This is a genomic window from Streptomyces sp. NPDC079020 (genome assembly GCF_044542225.1).
In the GTDB taxonomy this organism is placed as follows: domain Bacteria; phylum Actinomycetota; class Actinomycetes; order Streptomycetales; family Streptomycetaceae; genus Streptomyces.
Genome location: NZ_JBITUB010000001.1, coordinates 861,515 through 876,007, shown reverse-complemented (window position 1 = coordinate 876,007; position 14,493 = coordinate 861,515). Strand labels below are relative to the sequence as shown.

11 protein-coding genes and 1 pseudogene are annotated in these 14,493 nt (G+C 71.5%); 6 read left to right on the top strand and 6 right to left on the bottom strand.

Annotated elements, in window-relative coordinates:
* Positions 1-1,431, bottom strand: a complete 1,431-nt coding sequence (locus tag ACIGJO_RS03935) for an ABC transporter substrate-binding protein (protein ID WP_399951564.1) — start codon at positions 1,429-1,431, stop codon at positions 1-3.
* A 146-nt stretch (positions 1,432-1,577) separates the two neighbouring features.
* Here ACIGJO_RS03935 and ACIGJO_RS03930 point away from each other — a divergent pair, with 146 nt between their 5' ends.
* Positions 1,578-3,002, top strand: a complete 1,425-nt coding sequence (locus ACIGJO_RS03930; protein WP_399951561.1) for an FGGY family carbohydrate kinase — start codon at positions 1,578-1,580, stop codon at positions 3,000-3,002.
* Complete coding sequence (locus ACIGJO_RS03925; protein WP_399951558.1) at positions 2,999-3,634, top strand: histidine phosphatase family protein; 636 nt, start codon at positions 2,999-3,001, stop codon at positions 3,632-3,634. The genes ACIGJO_RS03930 and ACIGJO_RS03925 overlap by 4 nt, the downstream gene beginning before the upstream one ends.
* Positions 3,635-3,691: 57 nt before the next feature.
* Here the strand turns inward: ACIGJO_RS03925 and ACIGJO_RS03920 are convergent.
* A pseudogene (locus ACIGJO_RS03920) lies at positions 3,692-4,658 on the bottom strand (hypothetical protein).
* A gap of 119 nt (positions 4,659-4,777) precedes the next feature.
* A complete protein-coding gene (locus ACIGJO_RS03915) occupies positions 4,778-6,262 on the bottom strand; it encodes an amino acid permease (protein ID WP_399951555.1) in 1,485 nt (494 codons plus the stop codon).
* 395 nt (positions 6,263-6,657) lie between these two features.
* Between ACIGJO_RS03915 and ACIGJO_RS03910 the strand changes: the two genes are divergently transcribed.
* Entirely contained in the window at positions 6,658-7,251 is a 594-nt protein-coding gene (locus ACIGJO_RS03910) for a biotin transporter BioY (RefSeq protein ID WP_266930664.1), read from the top strand.
* Positions 7,252-7,368: 117 nt separating this feature from the next.
* Here ACIGJO_RS03910 and ACIGJO_RS03905 read toward each other — a convergent pair whose 3' ends face one another.
* Positions 7,369-8,814, bottom strand: a complete 1,446-nt coding sequence (locus ACIGJO_RS03905; RefSeq protein WP_399951551.1) for an amino acid permease — start codon at positions 8,812-8,814, stop codon at positions 7,369-7,371.
* A 222-nt stretch (positions 8,815-9,036) separates the two neighbouring features.
* On the opposite strand from ACIGJO_RS03905, the gene ACIGJO_RS03900 reads away from it, so the two are divergent.
* Both ACIGJO_RS03900 and ACIGJO_RS03895 read left to right on the top strand, forming a co-directional pair.
* Positions 9,037-9,525 carry a ribose-5-phosphate isomerase gene (locus tag ACIGJO_RS03900; protein ID WP_399951548.1) on the top strand — a complete coding sequence of 163 codons (489 nt, stop codon included), beginning with the start codon at positions 9,037-9,039 and terminating at the stop codon, positions 9,523-9,525.
* Between the two features lie 157 nt (positions 9,526-9,682).
* On the top strand, positions 9,683-10,495 hold the full coding sequence (locus ACIGJO_RS03895; RefSeq protein WP_399951545.1) for an Fpg/Nei family DNA glycosylase: 813 nt from the start codon (positions 9,683-9,685) through the stop codon (positions 10,493-10,495).
* Positions 10,496-10,544: 49 nt separating this feature from the next.
* Here ACIGJO_RS03895 and ACIGJO_RS03890 read toward each other — a convergent pair whose 3' ends face one another.
* Complete coding sequence (locus tag ACIGJO_RS03890; protein WP_399951542.1) at positions 10,545-11,777, bottom strand: GNAT family N-acetyltransferase; 1,233 nt, start codon at positions 11,775-11,777, stop codon at positions 10,545-10,547.
* A gap of 105 nt (positions 11,778-11,882) precedes the next feature.
* On the opposite strand from ACIGJO_RS03890, the gene ACIGJO_RS03885 reads away from it, so the two are divergent.
* Entirely contained in the window at positions 11,883-13,028 is a 1,146-nt protein-coding gene (locus ACIGJO_RS03885) for a PP2C family protein-serine/threonine phosphatase (RefSeq protein ID WP_399951539.1), read from the top strand.
* Positions 13,029-13,157: 129 nt separating this feature from the next.
* Here the strand turns inward: ACIGJO_RS03885 and ACIGJO_RS03880 are convergent, their stop codons facing one another.
* On the bottom strand, positions 13,158-14,366 hold the full coding sequence (locus tag ACIGJO_RS03880) for a cation:proton antiporter (RefSeq protein ID WP_399951536.1): 1,209 nt from the start codon (positions 14,364-14,366) through the stop codon (positions 13,158-13,160).
* Positions 14,367-14,493 lie beyond the last annotated feature (127 nt).

Sequence of the window (14,493 nt, the reverse complement as noted above, 5' to 3'; positions counted from 1 at the left end):
TCAGCCGATCTTCGACGCCAGATCGCCCGCGAGGCCGTTCAGCACGGACGAGGCGTTCTTCCCGCCGTAGATCTCCTGGAGCGCCGACGCCCAGCTCGTCGTCGCGTCGAAGAACTGCTCCTGCGGGGTGAACTGGATCTTCGTCTGGCCGACGACCGCCTCGAACGTGTCGATGAATCCGGGGATCGCCCCCATCTTGTTCCGGTACGCGGCGGCCCGGCTCACCGACGTGCGCACCGGGTCGATGTGGTTGTCCTGGACCGCGCCCCTGAGCAGATGCTCCTTGCCGGTCGCCCACTGGAGGAACAGCCAGGCCGCCGACTTGTTGCGGCTCCTGGCGTTCATGCCCAGCGACCAGATCCACATGTTCGTCGCGAGCGAGCCGCCCGGACCCTTCGGACCGGGGTGGAAGGCGATCTTCCCGGAGGCGGGGGAGGCCCCCTTCACCGCCTGGAAGTACGCGGCGGTGTCCGCGTCGAAGAGCATCGCCGCCTTCTTCGCACCGAGGTCGCTGGAGCACTGGTACCAGGTGTACGAGGTCCAGGACGGCGGCCCGCCCTTCCTGACCATCTCCGCCCAGTCCCGGGTGAAGGCGATCGCCTCCGGCGAGTTCATCGCGGGCTTGACCTTGTCGCCCTCGACGGTGAAGTCCTTGAGCCCGTTGCGCGCGTACATCGTCATGAAGCCGGGGTGGATCGTCGCCCAGCTCCGCGAGCCGCGCACCGCGACCCCGTACATCCCGTCGAAGCCGGCCGCGGGCGCCTTGCGGGTGATCGTCCCGGCCAGCTCGCGCAGTTCGTCGAAGGACTCGGCGGGCCTCACCCCGAGCTTCTTGAACACCTCGGTGTTGTACGCGACGACATTCGTCTCCCAGCCCCACGGCAGCGCGTACTGCCCGCCCCGGCCGAGCGGGGCGCCCGCCTTCAGCGACCACTGGCCGGCCTGGAGCAGATTCGGGAAGAAGTCCGCCTGGTCCCATTCGGCCCCGGTCGCCGAGGAGTTGCGCATCCAGGGGCCGAGGTCCTCCAGCCAGCCGGGCGGGCCGTACTGCCACACCATGTACGCGCCCAGCATGAACACGTCGTACGAGGCGCGCCCGCTGGACAGGTCGACGGTGAGCTTGTCGAAGTAGTTGTCCTCGGGGAAGACGTCGTACTCCACCTTGATGCCGGTCTTCTCGGTGAACGCCTTCAGATCGGCGATCAGGGCATCGGTGTACGGGTGTTTGTTCAGCAGTGCCCTGACGGTCTTTCCCTCGGCCCTCTTCCAGTCGAAGGAGCCGGTGATGTCATCGGCGGCGGAACCGTCGCCGCCGGTGGCGCCCCCACCGCCGAAGCCCGTCCCGCAGGCGCTCAGCAGCGGAGCCGCGGATAACGCCGCCGTCGCGCCGAGAGCGACCAAGCGGCGCCGGTCGTGCCCGATCCTGTCCATCCGTGACCTCCACGGTCCGGCCGGAGATGCTGTTCACACGTTTCGTCGACTGGTTAACAGAGCTTGGAACACCACAAGTTGCGCGTCAATCCCTCGCGCAAGTGAAATTCTCGGTGCACAGTGAGAAGTTCACAGAGGGAGCCGATATGTGGATGGGCATCGATCTCGGCACACAGAGCGTTCGCGCCGTCATCGCCTCGGACAGCGGGAAGATCCTCGGCAGCGGATCCGCCCCGCTCACCGGCGTACGCGACGGAGTACGCCACGAACAGCTGCCGGAACACTGGTGGACGGCGGTGTGCGCGGCGGCCCGTCAGGCCCTGCGCGACTGCCCAGCACCCCGGGCGCTCGCCGTCTGCTCCACCTCCGGCACCGTCCTGCTCACGGACCGCACCGGCCGGCCGCTCACCCCCGCGCTGATGTACGACGACGGGCGCGCCGGAGCCGAGGCGGTCCGGGCCCGGACACCCCCGGCCTGGGCCCTGCCCAAGGTGATGTGGCTGCTGGCGGAGTACGGGGGGAGGGACGACGGCGCCCGGGTGACCCACCAGGCCGACTTCGTGGTGGCGCGGCTCGCCGGGCACCCGCTGGCCACCGACTCCAGCCACGCCCTGAAGACCGGCTACGCCCCGGAGCGGGAGGACTGGCCGTACGGCGGACTCGCCGGACTGGGACTGTCCGAGGGGCTGTTCCCGCCGGTGGTGCGGCCGGGGCGGCGGATCGGCACGGTGGGCGCCGCGGCGGCAGCGGAGACCGGGATCGCGGCGGGGACACCCGTGATCGCCGGGATGACGGACGGGTGCGCGGCACAGATCGCCTCGGGGGCGCTGACCGTCGGCTCCTGGAACACGGTGCTCGGCACCACCCTGGTCCTCAAGGGGGTCACCCGGGAGCCGGTCACCGACCCGACCGGCGTCCTCTACAACCACCGGGCCCCCGACGGGAGCTGGCTGCCCGGCGGGGCGTCCGGGGCCGGCGGCGGCGCACTGACCGCCGCGTTCCCGGGGGCCGATCCGGCCCGGCTGGACGCGGCGGCCGCGGCCGGGGGGCCGGGGGACGTGGTGGCCTACCCGTTGGTCGCGCACGGCGAACGCTTCCCGTTCCTCGCCCCCGGCGCCCACGGCTTCCTGCTCGGCGAACCCGCGTCGGACGCCGAGCACTGGGCGGCCCTCCTGACGGGCGTCGGCCTCGTCGAACGCCTCTGCCTCGACTACCTCGACCTGCTCGGCGCCCCCGTCCACGGTCCGCTCACCTTCACCGGCGGCGCGGTCCGCAGCGACCACTGGAACCGGCTGCGCACCGACATCCTCGGCCGCACCGTCCGCATTCCGGACCACACCGAACCCGCCCTCGGCATGGCCGTCCTCGCCGCGTACGGGGCAGGAGCGGCCGACACGGTGCACGAGGCCGCGGGCCGGATGGTGCGGCTGCGCCGGACCCTGCACCCGGACCCGGCGCGTACGGCCCGTCAGCTGGGGCCGTACCTCAGGCTGGTGGACGAACTGGAACGGCGCGGCTGGCTCCCGGCCGCCCTCGCCGCACACGCCCGCACCCGAACGGAGCACCCATGAACGCGAGTCCGCCCGCCACCACCCTGCTGCTCGCCCGCCACGGGCAGACCGTCTGGCACGCGGAGAACCGCTACGCCGGGGTCAGCGACATCGCCCTCACCGACGAGGGGCGCCGCCAGGCCGGGCAGCTGGGCCGGTGGGCCGCCCGGCACCCGGTCGACGCCGTCTGGACCTCCACCGTCTCGCGCGCCATGAAGACCGCCGAACCGGCCTGCCGGGCGCTCGGCCTCGTACCGCTGCGCGAACACGCGCTGCGCGAGTGCGACTTCGGGACGGTGGAGGGGCGGACGCTCGCCGAGTTCGCCGCCGAGGACCCGGTGCGCGCGGAGGCATTCCGGGCCGACCCGGTGGCGCATCCGTTCCCGGGCGCCGAGGACCCCCGGGCGGCGGCGGCCCGGGGGACGGCAGCCCTGCGCCGTATCGCGGAGGGCGGCCGGGGAGGCCGGATCCTGGTCGTCGCGCACAACACCCTGCTGCGCCTGGTCCTGTGCGAGCTGCTGGGCATCCCCCTGGGTGAGTACCGCAGGGTCTTTCCGCGGCTGCGCAACGCGGCGGTGAGCGAGATCAGGATGGCGGGCGAGGGCGGTGCGGGCGCGTCGCTGCTCTCCCTGAACGTGCCGTGCGACGACTGAGACCGGCCGACGGGCAGGGGGCGGGAGAAGGCGCGGGGAGCGGGAACGGGGCGGCGGCTACCGGGTGGCGTCCGCCGCGGCCCGCCGCTGCCGCAGCAGCCCCACGACGATCAGCACGGCGGTCAGCGCGCCCGTGGCCAGCAGCTGATCACGGGTGTCCGGCTGCCGCAGCATCAGCAGGAAGATCCCGGCCATCGCGGCCAGCGCGACGATCGTCCCCACCGGGAACAGCCACATCCGCACCACCAGCTTCCGGGGCTCCTCCCGTTCCAGCCGGGTACGCAGGATCAGCTGCGAGACGGCGATGAAGATCCACACCACCAGGATCACCGCGCCGATCATGTTGAGCAGCCACGGGAAGACGTCGTCCGGCCGCCAGTAGCTGAGCAGCACGCACAGGAAGCCGAAGACGGAGGAGATGAGCACGGCGGTGCGCGGCACCCCGGAGGAGATCCGGCCGAGCCGCTTCGGACCCTGGCCGCGTGCGACGAGGGAGCAGGCCCTGCGCGAAGCGCCGTAGATGTTGGCGTTCATCGAACTTCGTGACGGCGGCCAGGTTCGTCCCGAGGAACATCACCATGAACAGCGCGACCCAGGCCCATTCCGGGGTGCCGGGCAGCCGGCCGGTCACGATCTTCGCGGCGCCGATGCCCTCCAGCCCCACGGCCACGCACAGGAGCACCCAGAAGGCCCATCCGGCGGTGAAGCCCGCCCAGGGGCCGATCGCGCGTTCCGCGTGGACGGAGAAGGAGCCGGAGGCCGGATTGGCGGCCGACATCTCGCCGAGCATCCGCATCACGAACATCACCAGCAGCCCGGAGATCCCGTAGGCGATGACGATCGAGGGCCCGGCGGCGGCGATGCCCGCGCCCGAGCCGACGAACAGCCCGGCCCCGATGACCCCGCCCAGGGCGATCATCGAGAGGTGACGCTGCTTGAGGCCATGGGTGAGCGCGGAGTCGGCCGATACGGTGCCGGTGGCTGCGGAGTCAGCGGTGGGGGGAGACGCGGAGGTCCGAGGCATGGACGGGCTCAGTTCGGTAGGTGAGACGTGGACGAGCCCACAGTCTGAGCACGGCCGCCGCTCACAGGGAACCGCTGTCCGCTATACGGTCACGAGGCTCACGCAAGGTGCGCACGTGCCTACTTCCGAGGAACTCCATGGCCTTCCGGCCGGGTCCTGTACTCCCGCACCACGGACACCAGCAGCACCAGCGCCGTCGCCCCGCCCGACCACAGCACCTGCGGGCGGGTGGAGCTGTCCGTCAGCATCAGCAGCAGCACGCCGAACAGCCCGCACAGCGTCAGCCAGGTCAGATACGGGAAGCACCACATCCGCAGGGTCAGCGCCGCGGGCGCCTCCCGCTCGATCCGGGCGCGCAGCCGCAGCTGCGAGGCGGCGATCATGGCCCAGACGAACAGCAGCACCGCGCCGACCGAGTTGAGCATGTAGAGGAAGACCGTGTCCGGCCACAGCAGATTGAGCAGGACGGACACGAAGCCGAAGGCGACCGACGCCAGCACCGCGCGCCGCGGCACTCCACCGCCCGTACCGCCGCCGCCCGATGCCCCGCCGCCCGTACCTCCGGTGCCCACGGCTCCGTTCGATGTCCCGCCGCCGCCCGACACCTTGAGCAGCCCGCGCGGCGCCTGGCCGCGCTCGGCCAGCGAGAAGATCATCCGCGAGGACCCGTACAGATTGGCGTTCAGCGCGGAGAGGAGCGCCACGAACACCACGATGTTCATGATCTGCGCCGCCGACGGCACCCCGATCGCGTCGAGCACCTTCACATACGGGCTGAGCCCGGCCCGCTGCGCGGTCCACGGCAGCACGGTCACGATCACCAGCATCGAGCCGACGTAGAAGAAGAGGATGCGCACCACCGCGCTGCGCACCGCGCGCCCGACCGCCCGTGCCGGATCGTCGGTCTCGGCCGCCGCGATGGTCACGACCTCCAGACCGCCGAAGGCGAAGACCACGGTCAGCACGCCGGAGACCACCCCGTCCCAGCCGTGCGGCAGGAAGCCGCCCTGCCCGGTGAGATTGGTCATCCCGACCGGATCGGTGTCCGGGAGCAGCCCGAAGACCGCCAGCAGGCCCAGCACCAGGAACAGCACGATGGCGCCGACCTTGAGCGCGGCGAACCAGAACTCGAACTCGCCGAAGTTCTTCACGGCGGTCAGGTTGGCCACGGTGAACACCACCATGAACACCAGCACCCAGGCCCACGGTTCCACCCCCGGCACCCAGCCGTGGGCGATCTGCGCGGCGGCCGTCGCCTCCACGGCGAGCACCACCACCAGCAGGAACCAGTAGAGCCAGCCGGCACTGAAACCGGCCCAGCGGCCGAGCGCCCGCTCCGCGTGCACGGAGAACGAACCGGACGCGGGCATGGCGGCCGACATCTCGCCGAGCATCCGCATCACCAGCATCGCGAGCGCCCCCGCGATGAGGTACGAGACGACGATGGCCGGGCCCGCCACCGCGATCCCGGCGCCGGAACCGACGAACAGCCCGGCCCCGATCACCCCGCCCAGGCCGAGCATCGTCAGATGCCGCTGCTTCAGACCGTGGGAGAGCGGCTCGGCGGGTACGGGGGAGTGCGTGGGGGGAGGCACGTCGTGCATGGGGTGCGGGTCACTCTCGGATCGGTCAGACCGACCCGGTCGGTCTTATGGGGAACCTACAGTCTCACGCCGGACAGCCCCGCCCGGCGAAAGGTGCCCGCTCCGCCCCTGCCTCCGTGACGAGTCTCACGCCGACGGATGATTGTGTCGCGGTCTTTGTACGAACCCCACCACGCGCTCGCCCGCCGCTTTGTGGGCGGCTGACGGTGATCGAGCGTTAACCGGTGGGCTAACGTCAACTGCAGTCTGTGTCCACCCCGCTGTTCCACCCGGCTGTGCCACCCCGGTGTTCCCACGCCGGTGTTCCCGCCCCGGTGTCCGCAGCACGCTTGCACCCACCGTGCTCGCATCCACCCGGCCTGCACCCACTGCCTGCCCTCACCCGCGGAGTCCCGATGAGCACTGCTGTCGCCCCCGTCCGTTCCGGAGCGGTCCTCGCCGACCTGCTGCCCGCAGCCCGGCACCGCTACGCCGTCGACACGGCCCTGGTCGTGGGCGGCGCCGCCCTCACCGGCATCGCGGCCCAGATCGCCGTCCCGGTCCCCGGCTCCCCGGTCCCCGTCACCGGCCAGACCTTCGCGGCGCTCCTCATCGGCACCGCGCTCGGCGCCCGCCGCGGCTTCCTCTCACTCGCCCTGTACGCGCTCGTCGGCATGGCCGGCATGCCGTGGTTCTCCGAGGGCACCTCCGGTCCGGGCGGTGCCTCGTTCGGCTATGTGCTCGGCATGCTGCTCGCCGCCACCGTGGTCGGCGGCCTCGCCCGGCGCGGCGGTGACCGCTCCGTGCTGCGCACCGCGGGCACGATGGCGGTCGGTTCGCTGATCATCTACGCGGTCGGAGTGCCTTACCTCGCGCTCTCCACCGGGATGTCGATGAGCGCCGCGGTCGCCGCGGGCCTGGTGCCGTTCCTGATCGGCGACGCCCTCAAGGCGGCGCTGGCCATGGGCGCGCTGCCCGCGTCCTGGAAGCTCATCGGGCGTCGGGGCTGACGCCCCCGGGCCGCTTCGGCGGCCCCGCGAGAGGCTCGCCGGTCGTACGGGGAAACCCGACCGGCGAGCCTCTCGTGTGTCCGGGAGCCGACGCCCCGTCGGCCGTCGGCTGCCCGGTCACCTGTCGGCCGGCACCTTCGCGGCCCGGCGTCCGCGCCGGTCGCGTACCAGCGAGATCGCCACCACCAGCGCCGCGACCAGCAGTGAGAGCAGCACCTGCTCGCGGCCGTTGTCGTCGGTCAGCATGTAGACGAGGACGAAGGAGATCATCGCGATCGTCGCCCAGGTCAGGTACGGGAACAGCCACATCCGTACGACCAGCTTCTCCGGGGACTCGCGCAGGATGATCCCGCGCATCCGCAGCTGGGTGAAGCAGATGACCAGCCAGACGAACAGGGCGACGGCGCCCGAGGAGTTCAGCAGGAACTGGAAGACGCTGTCGGGCCACTGGTAGTTGAAGAACACCGCGACGAATCCGAACACCACGGAGGACAGGATCGCCACCTGCGGCACCCCGCGCCTGTTCACCCGGGCGAAGGCCTTCGGCGCGTCCCCCCGGCCGCCGAGGGAGAACGCCATCCGGGAGGCCGTGTAGAGGCCGGAGTTCAGGCAGGACAGCACGGCCGTCAGCACGATGACGTCCATGACCCGGCCGGCGTGCGGGATGCCGATGGAGTCGAGGGCGGCGACGTACGAGCCCTCCTCGACGATCGACGGGTCGTTCCACGGCAGCAGGGTCAGCACGACGAAGATCGAGCCGAGGTAGAAGACCGCGATCCGCCAGATCACGCTGTTCGTCGCCTTGGACACGGCCCGCTGCGGGTCCTCGGACTCACCGGCCGCCAGGGTCACGATCTCGCTGCCCATGAACGAGAAGACGACCATCAGCACACCGGTGAGGACGGCGCCGGGCCCCTCGGGGAAGAACCCTCCGCTGTCCGTGAGATGCGCGAGCCCCGAACCCGGGTTGTCCGACCCCGGCAGCAGGCCGAAGACGGCGAGCAGACCGACGACCACGAAGGCGCCGATCGCCACCACCTTGATCCCGGCGAACCAGAACTCGAACTCGCCGTACGAACCGACCGAGACCAGGTTCGTCGCGGTGAGCACGAGCATCACGATCAGCGCCCAGGTCCACTGCGGCACACCCGGGATCCAGCTCTCCAGGATCTTGGCACCGGCCGTCGCCTCGACGGCGAGCACCACGACCCAGAAGAACCAGTACAGCCAGCCGATCGAGAAGCCGGCCCAGCGGCCCAGCGCCCGGTCGGCATAGGCGGAGAACGAGCCGGAGCTCGGCCGGGCGACGGCCATCTCGCCCAGCATCCGCATCACGAAGACGACCATCAGGCCGACCAGCGCGTACGAGAGCAGGATGGCCGGCCCCGCGGCCGCGATGCCCGCGCCGGAGCCCACGAACAGGCCCGCGCCGATCACCCCGCCGATCGCGATCATCGAGAGGTGGCGGTTCTTCAGTCCGGCCTGGAGCCCGTCGGGGGACACCGGCTTCTCCGGCTCACCGGGCATCTGGCCCGACTTCGCCGTCGTCGTCTGCGACGTCATGGAACGGATCCTTACGTTTGCGGTCACACGGGTCGGATCCCGCTCCGCGTGGTGTGCGGAGACGAGGTCACGCATTCAAGCCCGGGACCTGTCCAAAGCGGAACCCCTGATTCCGGATCGTTGTCCGGATCGTTGCCCGAGTGGTCTTGCCCACACCGGCGCCCTGGAGGGTCCCGACCCCGCTGACGGCTACCCCGCGCCGTTCGTGCCACACTTCGGACCATGCGCGTGTACCTCGGATCGGACCATGCCGGTTACGAACTCAAGAACCACCTCGTCGAATGGCTCCAGGCGCACGGCCACGAGGCCGTCGACTGCGGGCCCCACATCTATGACGCCCAGGACGACTACCCGCCGTTCTGCCTGCGTGCCGCCGAGAAGACGGCCGCGGACCCGGACAGCCTGGGCATCGTGATCGGCGGCTCCGGCAACGGCGAGCAGATCGCCGCCAACAAGGTCAAGGGCGTCCGCGCCGCACTGGCCTGGAGCGAGCAGACCGCCGCGCTCGGCCGTGAGCACAACAACGCCAATGTCGTCGCCGTCGGCGGCCGGATGCACACGGTGGAGGAGTCCACCAAGTTCGTCGAGATCTTCCTCAGCACCCCGTACTCGAACGAGGAGCGTCACACGCGCCGCATCGAGATGCTGTCGGCGTACGAGAGCACCGGCGAGCTCCCCCCGATCCCGGCCCACCACCCGCAGCAGGGCTGACCAGGCCCGCGCCGCCCCACCACGTCACCGTGCCGCCGGGTCCGCCCGGCGGCACGGCCGTTCGACGACCGCCGTCGTCACGGCCACCGGCGTCACGCACGACAGGGCACAGAACCGAACCGCACAGCGCCGCACCGCATCGCACAGGGAGCCGACCGTGCCCGAGGGACACACGATCCACCGTCTCGCCGCGGACCACCGGGACAGATTCGCCGGGCGGCCGGTGCGGGTGAGCAGCCCGCAGGGCAAGTTCTCCGACAGCGCCGCGCTGCTGGACGGGCACGAGCTGGACGCGGTGGACGCCCATGGCAAGCACCTCTTCCTCGGCTTCGGGGACACCGGCTGGGTCCACATCCACCTCGGGCTGTTCGGCAAGCTCGGCTTCGGTACGGCCCCGGCCCCGCCGCCCACCGACACCGTGCGGCTGCGTCTGGTCAACGAGGACCACCACGCCGATCTGCGCGGGCCCACCACCTGCGCCCTGATCACCGAGCCCGAGAAACGCGCGATACACGACCGCCTCGGCCCGGACCCGCTGCGCACCGGCGAGGAAGGCGAGCGGGCCTGGCAGCGGATCTCCCGCAGCCGGATCACCGTCGCGGCCCTCCTGATGGACCAGAAGGTCGTCGCGGGCGTCGGCAATGTGTACCGCGCCGAGGTCCTGTTCCGGCACGGCATCGACCCGTACCGCCCCGGCAGGGACCTCACCCGCGGGGAGTGGGACGCGATCTGGGCCGACCTCGCGGTGCTGATGCGGGAGGGCGTACGGAACAACCGGATCGACACGGTCCGCCCCGAGCACCTGCCCGGGGCGATGGGCCGCGAGCCCCGGGTGGACGACCACGGCGGCGAGGTCTATGTGTACCGCCGCACCCACCAGCCGTGCCACATCTGCGGCACCGAGATCCGCACGGCCCCGCTGGCGGCCCGCAACCTCTTCTGGTGCCCGGTCTGCCAGCCGGCCGGCTGAGACGGTACGGACCACCGGAGACCGCCGGGCCCGTACCGCCCCGGCGGGTCTAGAACCCGTGCGGCAGCCACGGCTCCACGTCCCAGGAGAACGCCGCCCCGGCCTCCGCCAGCGCCCCCGGCCGCAGCTCCCGTACCCGCCCGGCCGCCGCCAGCGAGGCCAGTGACACCCCGCCCAGATACACCGAGCCCAACTCCCGTACCGAGAGCTCCAGATCGGCCTCGTCCTCCGTCCGCCGGCACGTGGCCCCGCCCTCGCGGTCCGCGGTGAGGCGCCAACGCCCCGCGTTCCAGGGGCAGAACGCGTCCTCGACCTCCAGCACCACGTCCACCGGCGTCCGGTAGGTCCGCGCCTCCAGGGCCGCGCCCACCTCCACCAGCCGGACGTACAGCCCGTCCATCACGCGTACGTCGCAGCGCCGGACATCGTCGACGAGGTGCAGGAGCGGGTCGTCCGCGGGCCGGTTGTCGCACTCGACCCTCGTCATCAGGTCGATGTCGAAGAGGAACCGCCACAGCGAGGCGTACGAGGCGGGGTCGAGCGCCCCCAGATCCCGCAGCGTCACCGTGCCGGTGGGCCCGGTCCTGCCCCAGTCGGGCTTGGTGCGGAAGGTGGCGTACCCGACGACCTCGCCGTCCCGCTCCGCCAGAACGCACTGCAGCGGCGAGGCGCCCGAGCGATCCCGCTCGGGGTCGGCCACCGCCGTACGGTCCCAGTTCGGCCTGCGCACGGGAGTCCCCGGGCGCCCCGGCGCCAGCCGCGCGTACACCCCCTCGCAGGCGGCCAGGGCCTCCACCGGATCCGCGTACCGCAGCTCGACCTCGTCCGAACCGGCCGGCCGGGCCAGCCGCACCCGGGAGGTCTCGATGTCCAGACGCATCTCCCGGGTGGCGGCCCCGTAGCCGAAGCGCCCGTAGATCGCGGGCTCCGAAGCCGTCAGCACGGCCAGCGGCTCACCCCAGGAACGGACGTCGTCGAGCTGGCGCCGCATCATCGCGGTGAGCGCTCCGCGTCGGCGGTGCGTCGCGGCGACGCTCACCATCGTCACCCCGGCGGCGGGCACGGCCGCCCCGCCCGGAACGGTCAGCCGGAAGCTGTACGCCCCCGTCGTCCCCACGCAGTCGGCGCCGTCCCACAGTCCGAGGAACCGGTCGTACTCGGTGAGGGAGAGCCAGAGTTCCCGGGACTCCGGTGGGGCGGGCACGGCGCCGAAGCCACGCTCCAGACAGCTGAGCCAGCTGTCCCATTCGGAAGGTCGCAGTACCCGGAGTTCTGTTGTCATATGCCATCCCTACCAGGGCCGTGACGGGCGAGCGACCCGATTTCGAACGCATTGTCACAGGGGTCCCCCTGCACCGGAGGCGGCCGGGTGGATAAAGTCCCCGCAATGGCCCGTCGCGGAGAAGTGGACGCGTACCTGGCCCGGTGGCGGAAGTCGGCGCACCGGGCCCGCGTCGCGCTGCGCAAATCCGGGGTCGACTACTTCCGGGGCGACGGCTCCGACTGGATCGCCCTCGTCGGACTGCTGCTGACGATTCCGGCGATCACCTGCGCCACGATGCTGAACCCCGTGTGGTTCGCCCCCGCCGCGCTCGTCCTGCCGATCGTCGCGGGCGGACTGCTGCTGCGGCCCGCCAGCCTGCTGGGCCTGTACGCCACGGCCGCCGCCGCCCTGATCGTGGAGGCCCTCACGCTCGGACCGTACGAGGACGGCCCGTCCCGGGTCACCCCGGGCACCGTCCTGGTGGTCGCGGCCTGCGGGTTCTTCGGGCTGGTCCTCGCGCAGTTCCGGGCCCGGGTCGGGGTGCCGTGGCGGCGCGGCGGCACGATGCTCTTCGACCTGCGCGAACGCATCCGGGTCCAGAGCGCCCTGCCCCGGCTGCCGCAGGGCTGGCACCGCGAGATGGCGCTGCGCCCGGCGGGCGGCCAGTCCTTCTCCGGTGACTTCGTCGTCGCGGCACGCACCAACGGCGGCCGCACCCTGGAGGCCGTACTCACCGATGTCTCCGGCAAGGGCATGGACGCGGGCTCCCGGGCCCTGCTGCTGTCCGGCGCCTTCGGCGGGCTCCTCGGCTCGCTGCCGCCGCACGGCTTCCTGCCCGCGGCCAACGGCTATCTGCTGCGCCAGGACTGGGACGAGGGCTTCGCGACCTCGATCCATCTGGTGCTGGACCTTGAGTCCGGCGACTACGAGATCCTCTCGGCCGGCCATCCGCCCGCCCTCCAGCTGCACGCGGGCAGCGGCCACTGGGAGGAGAAGGCAGCCGAGGGGCCCCTGCTCGGGGTCTACGACGGGGCGGAGTTCGACGCGGTGAAGGGCTCGCTGGCCCCCGGGGACGTGCTGATGCTGTTCACCGACGGGCTGGTGGAGGCGTCCGACCGGGACATCGCCGAGGGCATCGACCGGCTGACCGGCGAGGCCGACCGCTATGTCACCAGCGGCTTCGAGGGTGCCGCCTGGCATCTGATCGAGGCCTGCGCGAAGGACGTCAACGACGACCGGGCGCTGCTGCTGCTGTCCCGCCGCGCCTGATCCCGGCGCCGCGGGCCAGCGCGGGCCCCGTCCGTGAACCGTGTACAAAACGGCCCATACCGTACGGACGTCAACGCGGGGCGCCCCATCACCGGAAGGTGCGCAATTGGGGTGCCCCGCGCGTGTGTCTCAGGCCGTGACCGGAACCCTGCCCGGATTCGGATCCCCGTTCCCGTCGCCGCTGCCGCCCCGGCCCCCGGACCGCCCGCCGGGCAGAATCCGGGCCAGCCAGTGCGAGCGTCCGGCGGCGAGCGGGGCGAGGACGGCGAGGACGAGCACATAACCCGCGATGAACGGGGAGAGCCGTTCGTCCAGACCGGCGCCCGCCGCCATCGTGGCCAGGATCAGGGCGAATTCGCCCCGGGCCAGCAGCGTGGTGGAGATGTTCGCCGTGGCCTGCGCCCCGAAGGAGTACACCTTGGCGGCGGCGAGCCCCGCGAACACGTTCATCGCCACGGTCACCGCGACAGCCGCCAGCACCGGCCACGCCACGCTCGGCAGATCGCCCGGGTCGATGGAGAGTCCGAAGGCGAAGAAGAAGATCGCCCCGAAGGCGTCCCGCAGCGGGTGGACCAGCTTGAGGATGCGGCCGCCCGAGGTCGTGCTGCCGAGCATCAGGCCGACCATGAACGCGCCGATGGCGTCGGCCACACCGAACCACTCGGAGACCCCGGCGACGAAGACCGCGGCACCGAGGAAGGAGATGACGAGGAGTTCGTCGTCCTTGGTGTTGATCAGCTTGGAGACGACCTTGGTGCCGAAGCGGGCGGCCAGGGCGAGGAGCAGCAGGAAGCCGAAGGCCTTGCCGCCGTCGACGACCGCGGCCGAGAGGCTGTCCGCGCCGGACAGGATCGGCTGGAGCGCCGCCAGGTACAGGGCGAGGAAGACGTCCTCGACGACGATGATGCCGAGGACCGGCTTGGTCTCCGGATTGCCGATGCGTCCCAGGTCGACGAGGACCTTGGTGACGATGGCGGAGGACGAGATGCCGAGCACTCCGGCGAGGACCAGCGCCTCGGAGGTGCCCCAGCCCAGCGCGAATCCGAAGCCGAGTCCCGCGCCGACGTTCAGGGCGAGATAGGCGCCGCCGGCGAGCGCCATCTTGCGCCCGCCCGCTTTGAGGTCGTCGAGGTGGAACTCGAGTCCCAGATAGAAGAGCAGCAGCACGAGGCCGAGCGCGGAGAGCATCTCCAGCTCGTGCGGGTCGGCGACGAGAACGATGCCGGGGGTGTGCGGGCCGAGCAGAATCCCGGCCAGGATGAACAGGGGAATCGTCGGCAGGCCGATGCGGGCGCCGACGCGGGCGAGGACGGCGGCGGCCAGGAAGGCGCCGCCCATGGCTATGAGCGTGTCTGCGTGTCCGATGAGCTTGGTCCTTCGTTAGGTCAAGAGCGCGTCAAGAATACGTCAGTAATTAGTTTACCGAACAATTGATGTTGCAACTATGCCTGGTCGAATCCGCCGG